Annotated in this window: 14 protein-coding genes; 12 read left to right on the forward strand and 2 right to left on the reverse strand. The window is 35.7% G+C overall.

The window, feature by feature from the left end:
- Nucleotides 1-182: 182 nt before the first annotated feature.
- From FOF60_RS10870 to FOF60_RS10885, 4 genes are all read left to right on the forward strand, one after another.
- Entirely contained in the window at nt 183-1,478 is a 1,296-nt protein-coding gene (locus FOF60_RS10870; protein WP_192473839.1) for an IS110 family RNA-guided transposase, read from the forward strand.
- Nucleotides 1,479-2,059: 581 nt separating this feature from the next.
- The gene (locus tag FOF60_RS10875; RefSeq protein ID WP_192473708.1) at nt 2,060-3,328 is read left to right on the forward strand and encodes an MFS transporter; all 1,269 of its coding nucleotides are present in this window, start codon (nt 2,060-2,062) and stop codon (nt 3,326-3,328) included.
- 256 nt (nt 3,329-3,584) lie between these two features.
- Complete coding sequence (locus tag FOF60_RS10880; protein ID WP_192473709.1) at nt 3,585-4,070, forward strand: tetratricopeptide repeat protein; 486 nt, start codon at nt 3,585-3,587, stop codon at nt 4,068-4,070.
- A gap of 164 nt (nt 4,071-4,234) precedes the next feature.
- Nucleotides 4,235-4,807: a chloramphenicol phosphotransferase CPT family protein gene (locus tag FOF60_RS10885; protein WP_192473710.1), complete on the forward strand. Its 573-nt coding sequence runs from the start codon at nt 4,235-4,237 to the stop codon at nt 4,805-4,807.
- Between the two features lie 94 nt (nt 4,808-4,901).
- Here the strand turns inward: FOF60_RS10885 and FOF60_RS10890 are convergent, their stop codons facing one another.
- Nucleotides 4,902-5,333 (reverse strand): hypothetical protein, encoded by a 432-nt coding sequence (locus FOF60_RS10890; RefSeq protein ID WP_225650508.1) that lies wholly within the window; start codon nt 5,331-5,333, stop codon nt 4,902-4,904.
- A 138-nt stretch (nt 5,334-5,471) separates the two neighbouring features.
- Complete coding sequence (locus FOF60_RS10895) at nt 5,472-5,822, reverse strand: DUF2200 domain-containing protein (RefSeq protein ID WP_192473711.1); 351 nt, start codon at nt 5,820-5,822, stop codon at nt 5,472-5,474.
- A gap of 140 nt (nt 5,823-5,962) precedes the next feature.
- Between FOF60_RS10895 and FOF60_RS10900 the strand changes: the two genes are divergently transcribed.
- The 8 genes from FOF60_RS10900 (at nt 5,963) to FOF60_RS10935 (ending at nt 12,665) form a co-directional block, all read left to right on the forward strand.
- The gene (locus FOF60_RS10900) at nt 5,963-6,235 is read left to right on the forward strand and encodes a hypothetical protein (RefSeq protein WP_192473712.1); all 273 of its coding nucleotides are present in this window, start codon (nt 5,963-5,965) and stop codon (nt 6,233-6,235) included.
- Between the two features lie 155 nt (nt 6,236-6,390).
- Nucleotides 6,391-7,029 (forward strand): PAQR family membrane homeostasis protein TrhA, encoded by a 639-nt coding sequence (gene trhA, locus FOF60_RS10905; protein ID WP_192473713.1) that lies wholly within the window; start codon nt 6,391-6,393, stop codon nt 7,027-7,029.
- A gap of 36 nt (nt 7,030-7,065) precedes the next feature.
- A complete protein-coding gene (locus FOF60_RS10910; RefSeq protein ID WP_192473714.1) occupies nt 7,066-7,608 on the forward strand; it encodes a GNAT family N-acetyltransferase in 543 nt (180 codons plus the stop codon).
- A gap of 271 nt (nt 7,609-7,879) precedes the next feature.
- A complete protein-coding gene (locus FOF60_RS10915; protein ID WP_192473715.1) occupies nt 7,880-8,788 on the forward strand; it encodes a proline dehydrogenase family protein in 909 nt (302 codons plus the stop codon).
- 205 nt (nt 8,789-8,993) lie between these two features.
- Nucleotides 8,994-9,293, forward strand: a complete 300-nt coding sequence (locus FOF60_RS10920) for a helix-turn-helix domain-containing protein (RefSeq protein ID WP_192473716.1) — start codon at nt 8,994-8,996, stop codon at nt 9,291-9,293.
- 24 nt (nt 9,294-9,317) lie between these two features.
- A complete protein-coding gene (locus tag FOF60_RS10925) occupies nt 9,318-9,557 on the forward strand; it encodes a hypothetical protein (protein WP_192473717.1) in 240 nt (79 codons plus the stop codon).
- A gap of 134 nt (nt 9,558-9,691) precedes the next feature.
- Nucleotides 9,692-10,321, forward strand: coding sequence for a BA5345 family protein (locus FOF60_RS10930; RefSeq protein ID WP_192473718.1), 630 nt, complete (start codon nt 9,692-9,694; stop codon nt 10,319-10,321).
- Nucleotides 10,322-10,550: 229 nt separating this feature from the next.
- Nucleotides 10,551-12,665, forward strand: a complete 2,115-nt coding sequence (locus FOF60_RS10935; RefSeq protein ID WP_192473719.1) for a DEAD/DEAH box helicase family protein — start codon at nt 10,551-10,553, stop codon at nt 12,663-12,665.
- Nucleotides 12,666-12,672: the final 7 nt, after the last annotated feature.

Consider the following 12,672-nt stretch of genomic DNA (forward strand, 5'->3'; position numbering starts at 1 on the left):
GCGTTCTCCCATAAAATAATGAGGCACTAGCTTGTTGAATCCCTTATTCAACAAACGAAGCAGCATTCCTGTAATGAAGGAAAATGGTGTTTGAACAAAAAAATAACCTCTTGGTAGAATGAGAGAGTCCTGACGCTGGCCAGCAAAAAGGACAGATATCTCAAATACCAGGAGGCTTTAAAATGAATTATAACCAGAATAAGAAGATTGCTCAAATAACTTCTCAGACTCTTATTATAGGAGTCGATATTGCCAAATTCAAGCATGTGGCACGGGCTCAAGATTTTAGGGGAATAGAGTTTGGATCTCCATGTCAATTTGAAAATACTAAAGAAGGAATTGAGCATTTTCTTAAATGGATTTCGGAAATTAAAAAAGAACAGCGTATGGAAAAAGTGATGGTTGGCATGGAGCCGACAGGCCATTATTGGTTTAACTTGGCCCATATTTTAAAAGATAACGGGATTAAATTTGTCGCTGTAAACCCCTTGCACGTCAAGAAAAGCAAGGAGTTGGATGATAACTCACCTACGAAGAATGATGTGAAAGATGCCAAGGTCATAGCTCAGCTGGTCAAGGACGGAAGATACGCAGAACCTACGATACCGCAAGGTGTTTATGCAGAACTCCGGGTGGCAAAGAAAATTCGCGATCTTTTAACTGAAGACCTACAAACGGTCCAAGGACAGGTACACAACTGGATTGACCGGTATTTTCCGGAATTCCTCAAGGTATTTAAGAAATGGGAAGGTAAGGCTGCTTTACAATTCTTAAAGCTCTATGCCTTGCCACATGAAATAGCTGTATTCACCGAAGAAGAACTACTCGTTCATTTGAGAAAATCCGTATCACGGAGTGTTGGATTAAACAAGATTCGCGAGTTAAAACAGGCAGCCAGTAAGTCCATCGGACTTCGACAAGGTGCTGAAATGGCCAGGCTTGAGCTAAAAACCATTCTGGCTAAGTATGAATTAATCCAGTTACAATTCGGAGAATTGGATGCAAGACTTGACGGTCTGCTTAATGATATTCCAGGTGTACAACAAATGTTAGCGATAAAAGGTGTGGGCAGGGATACAATTGCCGGCTTCTTCGCTGAAGTAGGAGATTTAGGCGAATATAATCATCCCAGGCAAATTATCAAGCTGGCCGGTTTAAGCTTGAAAGAAAATACATCGGGTAAGCACAAAGGAAAAACGACCATTACAAAAAGGGGCCGTAAGAAGCTAAGGGCCCTGTTATTCAGGGTTTGTATGATTCTTGTCGCCAAAAATACGGCATTTAAGGCGTTACATGCGTACTATACTCAACGTCCGGATAATCCATTAAAGAAGATGCAGTCCCTGATCGCTTTGTGTAATAAACTAATCCGGATCCTCTTTAGTATTGGTAAAAAGCAATTTGAGTTTAATGAAGAAAAGATGTTAAAGGACATCCCTCATTTGGCACTAGCCCAGAAGACGGAAATGGCAGCGTAACTCTGTTTTAGTTTAGATGAATAGTAGTTCTGGTTTTATAGATTTTGGAGACATTTGAAGCACGGATTAGTCGGCAAAGCAACTAAATTACGGGCTAAGACCCTGTGGGGCAGCATGGCTGACATCCACCTCATGGAAAGGTTGGACGAAGGAATTTGAGAGCGAAGACTCTGTGAGGCATGGGAGGGTTGACCTCCATGAGTAAATGTGGACATCCACCAGTGCGGTTATATTTTTACTCATCCACCATTTTCTGTAAGGAACTGGTTAGTGGGTTGTAGCTCTTTTTTCTTACTCTGTCCAAAAAAATCCTTTCAAGTGAAGATCCTCCATTTATAAAGCCAGTTACCGGAAGGTAAACGACTATGAAATTCTAAGAAAACATGAGTAAATCGGCGTTTTGGCTTCATTTATTGAGGGAGTAATGTTGAAGAAGAGTTTGTTTGAACACTATAGAACATCCAGGTGTTAAAATTTTTCAAAAATCTGAAACCTATCTTGATATAAAACGTAAATGTAAATAATTTCAAAATTAAGATTGATTGTTTTATAAGTGTTCTTAAGGAGGGACTATTCGATTAATGGAGGGGAATTTCAAAAAAACAACTCGTAATGTAATTGTTATGATTACAAATGATTTTATTGCAACAGTAGGAAATTCTATTTTTCCCATTCTAGTAATGTGGTATATATTCGAGCAAAGTGGGTCAGCTCTTTATACTGCAATAGCTGGATCGTTTATTCACATAACCAATTTCTTGATTGGTCCAGTTGCAGGAGTTTTTGTTGACAGAAGCAAATATCCAATACGGATTTTATCTTTTGCATTATTGACTAACGCATTTTTATTACTGTTTCTTGGTTTCGGGATTCAAATATTCTCGGATTGGAAAGCATTGGCGTTACTTTTAGTGATTATGTTCTTACGAGATGCATCCTACGCTTTTACAACTCCTGCTGAAACGAAAATCATTCCTAATTTGGTTCATGAAAAACAGGTTTCAACTCTTTATGGTTATCGTACATCTTCAACTCAATTGTCAGGTTTACTTGGAAACGCACTTTCAGGGTTTGTGATTCTAATGTTTGGTATTACAGGAGCGATTTATCTTAACTCCCTTACGTTCTTTATTTCAGCATTTATTTTAGGAATGCTTATCCCCCTCAAAGAATTTACAGGGAAAAATAAAAGTGATATTGGAGTAGGTTTTAATAATAATCTTAAATCAATTATTCAGGAAATCCGTGATGGAGTAATAGTAATCTATAAGCACGAGAAATTGAGAACAATTGTAATGATCACAATGATGATGAATGTTGCATCTCTTGTAGGACCATTATATGTCGTTTACATAAACGATCACCTTCAAGAAGGAGCCGAAGCTTATGGAATTCTTCAAGCTGTGGGATTGATTGGTGGGGTTATTGCGGGCATTGCCAACAGGTTTGTGAATAAAAAAATGAAACCTTCAATGCAGATCGTAGTTTTCTATTTTATTACTGGGACTCTCTTTGTATTACTTGGCTGGATGAATAGTATTCAGTTTGTATTACCCATATTTTTTTTCCTGACTTTTTCATTATCGTTGGCAAGCATATCACTTTATTCAGTGACTATTTTATTAATCCCCGAGGAATATCGAGGAAGGGTTTCTGCCACCATTCAGGCTATAAGTGTAATGGTGATTCCAATTTCAAATATAATTGGTGGGATATTTGCAGATATTATTGATGTTGAAAATGTGTTTAAATTCGCTGGGGTTTGGGTTGTCTTCGTTAGTTATTTATGTTTTAGGAATAGAAACATTTATAATCATTCAGAAAATACTAATGAGGCTGCATCCCTTTAATAGAATAACTTTTACGGAAAGTATGAGGCTATTCAGATATCACCTAAAGAAATAAGTTTATTTGTAAACGAGTTACAAAAAAGGAATCCCCATGTTCAAATTAAAAACTCTTAAAAGAATTAATCTTTAAATAAATATTTACTGTATTAACGGGAGCAAGAGCTCCAGTCAATGCTGAGAATGAAAGCAGTATTCCTTGATCGACTAAAGAAGCAGGATAGTGGAACATACATAAATAGTATTGGAGTTGAAAAGGTTGGAACAAGAATTAGAAAATGCTATTGATCTACGGAAAAGTGGGAGTCATAAAGAATCTAACGAATTACTTATGAAACTGGTACAGAAGTACCCTGAAAATGCTTCGATTAATTATCAATGTGCTTGGAGTTATGATTTATTAGGAGAAGAATCTAAAGCAGTAACCTTTTACGAAACTGCAATCAAATTAGGGTTGCATTCAAGTGAACTGGAAGGAGCTTTTATAGGATTAGGAAGTACATATAGAACATTAGGGGAATATGAAAAGTCTAAAAAGACATTTCAAAATGGAATTGAAACTTTTCCAAACAATAGAGCAATTCAGGTATTCTATTCGATGACCTTATATAATTTAAACGAGCATAATAAAGCGATGGAGTTGCTACTAAAATGCTTAATAGATACAACAACAGACGATAAAATCTTAAGTTATAAAAAGGCAATTGATTTCTATTCGGATAAATTAAACGAAGTTTGGAAGTAGTTTGTGAAAAAACGTACTTAAACATAAGGTGCTTTAGTTTAATAAAATAAAAAACTTATAATACAATTTGATCTCTTTAGTTATTTCCTTATCCAGGAATCTAAACATGGGTGCTGAATTTTAAAGAGTATGGATTTATAACTGAGTTATTGGAGCGTGTTTTTGTGGAAAAAGGAATGATTATTGTTCTAAACGGTGTATCAAGTTCAGGAAAATCAACTTTAGCAAAGGAATTAACAAAGTTACTTCCTGATTTTTTTGATTTTAGCGTGGATGATTATGATTTAGTGATAGAAAAGATGGAAGATAGGGAAAACGACAGGCTAATACCTATAGAAACAGAATATTTCTATTATAAAAATGTGGCAATGTTCTCAGATCGAGGTGTTAATTTAATTCTAGATCAAATTCTTCATGACCCTATTACATTACAGAATTTTTATGAAACGCTAAAATCTTACCCAATTATTCTTGTGGGAGTTCATTGTCCTGCCGAGGAGTTAAAGAGAAGGGAAGAGTTAAGAGGAGACCGCCAAATAGGGCAAGCAATTTCTCAGCTTAATTTTGTACATAGCCAAGAATTTTATGATATAGAGGTTAATACTTACACTCACTCAATGGTTGAATGTGCAAGAGAAATTGTAGATTGTTTGGAAAGCAATACAGCTTTAATAGGATTTGAAAAATCGCTTAAGCAATACGAATCTTCAAAGATTGCGTTAAATAACAATTGTTAAATTGGTTATTCAAAATACAACTTTCTTACTCATTTAATCTAAATGGAAAAATACTACAATTGGCAGCTATGCACAGATTTGCTAAGACGAACTATCATTCTTTTCTCTCCATGGTAATGTTAAGGCTTCCACCCCGAGTGGTTTCATGCATGCCTATTAGCTGTACTTCTATATGATCATGTAGAAAAGGCTTGTCGATTTTCCAGGTTAATGAAAATGTATGTGGACTATTAAAAGTTCCTTCTTTTTCTGTGTTTATTGCATAACCAATAAGGGTTCTTTCCCACCATGTCTGAGTGCCAGTAGGTATAAGCCAAAACAGAACAGTTTCTGTATTTTCGGCTTCTACATAAATGGTTAGTTCTTCAGTTCCTTTTGGTACAGTAACCCAGTTGTTGATTTCGGGGATGTTTGTATAAGCACTTTTTATTAATTTTGGTGGAGGTACAGTAATTTGGCTGTTGGCAGTCATAATCCCTACGTTGTAAAAAAGACTTAAGGAAATTAATATTTTAGGAATTAACATAATATCACCTCATAGCTATTATTTTCTGCATCTGAGATAGTATGTGGAATTTCGCTAAAACGGGTTTATATTCAATAAGGTTCATAACAAAAAACACCGACCTTTTTTATAAAAGTCAGTGTTTTCTTGATTTACTTGTTATTTTCGTAAGATCTTTTCCATTGCTTTTCCTTTTGCCAGTTCATCGATCAGCTTGTCCAGATAGCGAATTTCCCTCATCGTTGGTTCTTCAATGTTTTCAACTCGGACACCGCAGATTACGCCTTTGATCAAGTCCCTCGAAGGATTCATGTTAGGAGCTTCTGCAAAAAAGGTCTCAAAGTCTGTCTTTTTTTCCAGTATTGCTTCTAACTCTTCCTGACTGTACCCTGTCAGCCAAGTGATAATTTCATCAACTTCTGTCTTCGTACGTCCTTTTCTTTCTGCCTTATTCACGTAATGTGGATAGACACTTGCGAAACTCATTGTATAGACCTTATGTTTGCTCAAGATACAAACTCCCTTAGAATCGTTTTCTTCATTATAGTACGAAGGAATGGCGTGTTCAAATTTGTTTTTATTAAAGAAAGCAAAGGAAATTGGCCTGTAGGGAAAGAATATTAAAGCATATGAAGAAGGGGGTGTGGTTGATGGCTAAGACAGTGCTTTCCAACAAAGGAAGTAAAAATCCTAGAACCTTTTTCGAAGAAAGCTCTTTCTTTCGTATGCTCCGTTTTGCATTCTTATTATTTCTTTCCTTCTTATTGGTGTATACCTACTATCTGCATCTTACAGGCAATCTTCAAAAAACCATTCTCACTATCTGGTCTAACTATAAGCAAGTCATCATTGCCTCATCAATTTTAGTTACCTATACAGGGATTGTTTTTCAGTTGGGTGTTTGGCGGGGGAGAAGAAGTTGAATGAAAGCAGGGTGATTAAATTCTCTGCTTTTTTTCATGCAAAGAGCAATCTAAATAAAGCTGGCTCCATATCCTTTCACCAATCAACGTCATAGGTGATATACTAATGGTCTACTATAATAGAAGAAACGGTTTAGAGCAAAGGAGTCAACAGTATGGCCAATGTACATATTTTTACAAAGAGAGAGGAAATCGCAAACGCCATCATCCATGGCATCGGGGGATTATTAAGCATTGCAGCCCTTGTCATCCTGATTGTGTTCGCTTCCCTGGACGGAACAACATGGCATGTCGTGAGTTTCACCTTATTCGGGGTGACCATGGTACTGTTATATACATCATCAACTCTTGTCCACAGCTTTCCGCCGGGCAAAGCAAAGGACTTCTTTGAAATCATGGACCACTCATCCATCTATTTCTTCATTGCCGGCACCTACACACCATTTCTGTTCATCGCTGTAAAAGGTGCATTAGGATGGACACTGTTCGGAATCGTCTGGGGCCTTTCCATCGCAGGAACAGTATTCAAATCCCTGTTCGTCAAACGCTTCCTGCACACATCCACCGTGTTATATGTCGTCATGGGCTGGCTGATCGTCTTTGCCTGGGGACCACTGACGCAGAATGTATCATCACAAGGACTGCTGTTCCTGGTGATCGGAGGAGTCTTGTATACAGTTGGAGCCATCTTTTACGTCTGGCGCGGATTCCATTACCACCATGCGATATGGCATGTGTTTGTTTTAGCCGGATCGATCATGCACTTTTTTGCGGTTTTGAGTTTGTTGCCGTGAAATTAAATAAACTCCCTCGGTTTGGAGGCGGATTGATTGCTTCATGTGAATATTAGAAGACCAACCACTGCAGATCTTGAGCAGTTGAAGGATTTTTTTAGAACAGTGATCATCGATACATTCATTAAAGAAGGTATTGGTGATCAATTAAATGTTATCAATGAAGAGATTGAAGTGAAGAAAAAATACTTAACTAGTGATTTTGAAAGCAATGGCAAGGAAAGATATTTTTTAATAGCATTCTATGGTGACAAAATTATTGGATCCATAGAATTTGGCCCAGCAAATGAAATCATAAGAAATGTTTCAGATCATGCTTTTGAAGCACTTGTCGAGGTAGGTACAGTATTTGTCCATCCTGACTATCAGAGGAATGGAGTAGGAAATTTACTATTGGAGGCAATGTATGAAACATTACGGAATAACGGTATAGAAGGCTTCTGCCTAGATAGTGGATATAAAAGTGCACAACTTATATGGAAAAAGAAATTTGGAGAACCAGCTGTTCTATTAAAGGATTATTGGGGTAAAAATTTTGACCATATGATTTGGAGAGTAAAAATCAGCGAACAAGAATAGGAATTTCTTTTGCAGTCGACTGCGCCTTTCTGTTCAAGAACATTATTTTCACACACACTAACAACTCTTTCACTTAACAGCGATAAATAGAAAGGGCAAGCCTCAGGTTAAATTAATAGGCTTGTCTTTTTTTTGCTGGAGTCATTCTACTTAATGGTAACCATTTGTGAATCTAGAGTTTAGCAAACGCCAAAAAAGTTATTCTAAAAGGGAAAAGGGTATCAAACATATAAGAAAGCTTCCCAATTAAAAACAGAAAGGATAATGTGCAGTGGCTATAGCGAGAGATTTTTTCATAGCGTTGTCAAAAAATCAGTTATTAAATGCTAGTGCAAAAAAATGGGGATTTAAACTCGGGGCGGGGAAGGTTGTTGCAGGAATTGATACAGATGGAATGATACAATCAGTGAAGAATCTAAACTCTCATGGTATTAGTGCAACAGTAGACCATCTGGGTGAATTTGTACGTTATGAGCATGAAGCAATAGAAGCCAAAAAGAATGTCCTTAAAACACTGCAAGCCATTAAACAATCAGGCGTAGACGCACATTTATCGATTAAATTAACACAACTGGGATTAGATGTTGATCAAGAATTTTGCCTGAAAAATATGCAGGACATAATGAAAGCAGCAAAAGAATACGGAGTATTTGTCAATATAGATATGGAAGATTACAGTCATCTTCAAATGACGTTTGATATATTAAAACAGTTGCAAGTAGAATACGACAATATCGGTACAGTTATTCAAGCCTATCTCTACAGGTCAGAAAACGATATTGAAAATTTAAAGCATATGCGGCTGCGACTCGTAAAAGGCGCATACAAGGAAAATGACCAAGTATCTCTGCAGAAAAAGGAAGAAATTGATGCGAATTACTTGAAACTTATCAAGAAACGGTTACTACATCCAGGTTTCACATCAATTGCGACACATGACCATAATATTATTAACGAAGTAAAACAATTTGTGATTGAGAACGATATTCCGACAAAAAATTTTGAATTCCAAATGCTATATGGTTTCCGAACAGATATGCAGCTAGAACTAGTGAATGAAGGGTATTCCTTTTGTACCTACGTACCATATGGGCATGACTGGTATGGATATTTTATGAGAAGACTAGCAGAACGGCCACAAAACTTGAACCTAGTTTTGAAGAGTTTAGTGGCGAAATAAAATGCTTGGGGGCTTAACCGAGTTCCAACCTGGATTCACAGATATTAATTTAATAGCTTATTAGGATTGAGGGCGGCAGTTAATATATATTGTCGCTTTTTTGTTATTCTACATAAATGTTGCGCAAAGGAAACAAATGGTCATTATAGTGCGTGGTCAATCTTTTTCCAGAGGAGTCTAATGGTCTTAAAAAGGGGTATCAGCCTTGGAAGAACAGACCATTGAATTCGGCCACAAACTAAAAATGTTACACAAAAAACAATTCCTAAGCCAAGAAGATTTAGCAGAATTAAGCAAGCTCGATCGAAAATACATAAGCAATTTAGAAAGAAATGTATCTAGTCCAACGCTTGATACATTGTACAAACTAGCCGCAGCATTCGGCATAACATACTTGGAACTGAGTCAGGAAATTAGTGAAGTAGAAGAAAACCAAAATTACCTTATCATCGCCACAAAAGAAGCAGAAGAAATAAAGGCTATGCAAAAAAATAAGAAGCAGTAGATTCCCATCCAACTGGAGGTAACTATGCAGACAGTAGATATTATTGATCGAAAAGTATCCCAATTCATAAATGAGTATAACGATGAGATTGAGATGGAAATCATTAAGTATCAAGATCATTATAAAGTAGTCGTGACGATATGCCAGGAAGCACCACCTTATAAGGATTTTATTGGGATTGGGAGCGATAAAAGGATTGCGAGGAGAGCGGCTAGGAGGGCTTTAATGAAACTATACAGCGTGGCGTATCCTAATTTATTTTAGAAATTATAAAATGGAAAGAATCTATAAACTATTAGATTGCTTTCCATTTTTTCTATAGAATTTCAAAAATAAGAATTTTGACTTATTAATAATTCAATGTAAATTAGTTACATTTATTATAAGGGGGGAGAAAAATGCCGGGGGATAAAATAATTAGATGGGGTATCCCAGGGTGGATACTGATGGCTTGGCTCTTATCTCTTTATACAGTAACACATCAGGAACAAGTTTTAGATTTTTTAAAGAATGAAGCTGTCAAATCATTAAGTATTACAGCTATATTAGGAAGTATTGGTGTTCCACTGGGTTATTTGATTCACGAACTATATTTTGCTATGTCATGGACTATAATAAAAATTGACATCAACAAGATTATTTTAAAGGTAGAAAATTTCCCTTATCTCAAAAATTGGAACTCCCTAAATGATAAAGAAAAGTATTATTACTTTGAATACATTTGGGATAAAAATATCAATAGACTTGAAGAAGGATTAAGGAAAGAAATGAAGGAAAGATATCGTGATAGATTAACATTAATACATAGTTTAGGAACTCTTTTCTTTAGTATGTTATTAACCATTGTAGCTTCTATAACTGGAATCGTATTAGAACTGGGGTTAACAATCATTACTTCCTTAGTAATGTTATTTCAAATAATTACAGTTTTGATTCTTTGGAAGAATTATAAGTATCATTCTGATCAACTTAAAGATTATCAAGGATACTTTTTAAATGACATGATAAATAATAAGTTGAATATTTGAGTAGAATGATTAATTATTGGATTTAAGAGACTTCCGTCATGGGAGTTTTTTTATTTTACAGCAATTACAGTCCGGTAAGAATCTCTCTAAAAGGGTCGGTAAATAAAATATCATTCAATTAGGTTAGCCCTTAGTATGTACTCTATTTATCACCTATTATTGAGAAAATTCTAATGGTATAATGTTATTAACTAATTTTGTAAACTTATTCCTAGGAAGGTCGATAAAAATGGATTTCCAAGGTCTTAATATTTCTTATCAGTATCGTTCTGATGTTGAAGAGATAAATGTTGTGCGAGATTTTTACATACCTGTATTAAGCTCGAGTAAAACATATAAGAGAGCAGTTGGTTATTTTACTTCTAATTCTCTTTCCTTAGCAGCTAAAGGTTTTTCTGAGTTGATTGAGAATGGGGGAAAAATCCAGCTTATCGCTTCTCCATACCTTGAAAAAGCAGATATTGAAGCTATTGAACAAGGCTATAAGCAAAGGGACGAAATGATAGAAGAGGCTTTGAACAGACAGTTAGAACATCCCGAAAATGAGATACAGAGGGAAAGATTAAATTATCTTGCATGGTTGATTGCAAATAATCAACTGGATATTAAGATTGCGGTATTAAAGAACCTCAAGCAGGGAATTTACCATGAAAAATTAGGTCTTATGGAAGATTATTTTGGAAATAAGCTTGCGTTTACCGGATCTTCAAATGAAACCATTGGGGGATTAGTTAATAACTTTGAGTCAATTGATGTCTTTTGTTCTTGGAATCCTTCTGAGAGTATGAGGGTGGAAAGAAAAGAAAGAGATTTTAATGCACTTTGGGATAATAGTACAAAAAATTTAGAGGTTATAGAGTTTCATCAGGCTCTTAAAGATAAATTGTTATCTTTTAAGAAGGATACATATTATAAGGTTGACCCCGAGGCTACCGAAAATCAAGATACCACTCTTGTTGTAAAGGAAAAAAACCAACTGGAATTTTATCCCAAAATACCAAGTCGCATAAAGGTAAGGGAATATCAGAAAGAAGCCATTATCAGCTGGTTCAGGAATGAATGTCAAGGGTTGTTAGAAATGGCTACCGGAACTGGGAAGACTATTACAGCACTATCGGCTCTTTCTAAGTTATATGAACATACTGGAAGATTAGGTATTGTAATTGTATGTCCTTATACCCATCTGGTCGACCAATGGGTTAAAGATATAAAAGCTTTTAATATGAGTCCAATAGTAGCATACCATTCGAAAACTCTATGGGAAGAAGATTTAAATTATCATATTACAGCTTTTCAATCCGGTATTATTAATCATTTTTGTTTAATAACGACTAATAAAACTTACCTGACTGATACAATGCAAGCGCTTTTAAGACGCTTATCGAAAGATATTCTTTTTGTAGCAGATGAGGCTCACCATTTAGGGGCTGAACAAAGTAGAGTGAAGTTAATTGATGAGTTCCCATACAGACTAGCTTTGTCAGCAACTCCAAATAGATGGTATGACGATGATGCTACAGAACAACTTATCAATTATTTCGGCTCAAAAGTGGTTTTTCAGTTTGGCTTAGACAAAGCAATAGGTGAATTCTTAACACAATATTACTATTATCCACATTTGGTTTACTTGGATCAAGATGAAGCAGAACTTTATCATGAAATAACGAATAAGATAGCAAAGTATAGCGTAATGAATGATGATGGACCATCGGCTAGTAAGGAACTCATTAAAAATTTATTGATAGAAAGAGCAAGGATTTTAAGTAGGGCTAGGAACAAAATCCATAAGCTAAAAGAATTAATGGTCAATAGAACTATGTCAAACTATAACTTATTTTACTGTGGAGACAGTTCTATTGATGGAGAAAGGCAAATTGATCGGGTTGTGAAGACTTTAGGAAATGAGCTTGATATGAGCGTTCATACCTTTACATCAAGAGAAGATAAACAAGAGAGACAGGAACTCTTACAAAGATTTGAAAATGGCAATTTGCAAGGTTTAGTGGCAATTAAATGTCTAGATGAAGGTGTTGACGTGCCTGCAACTCAGACAGCATACATCCTAGCAAGTAGTACCAATCCCAGAGAATTCATCCAAAGAAGAGGAAGGGTTCTGAGAAAACATCCATTAAAATCGTTCTCTTATATTCATGATTTTATTGTGGTACCTCGGCCTTTAAGTGATGTAAAAACTCTCGATGCAAAAACTTTCAATATTGAAAGAAATATGTTGAAACGTGAACTGGATCGTTTTACTGAGTTTGCTGATCTTGCTTTGAATGGACCAGAAGCACACGAAGTCTTAAATGAGATTAAAAAGAACTATAACTTACTTAGCTATTAAGGAGTGT

This window comes from Mesobacillus jeotgali (assembly GCF_014856545.2).
Taxonomy (GTDB): domain Bacteria; phylum Bacillota; class Bacilli; order Bacillales; family Cytobacillaceae; genus Mesobacillus.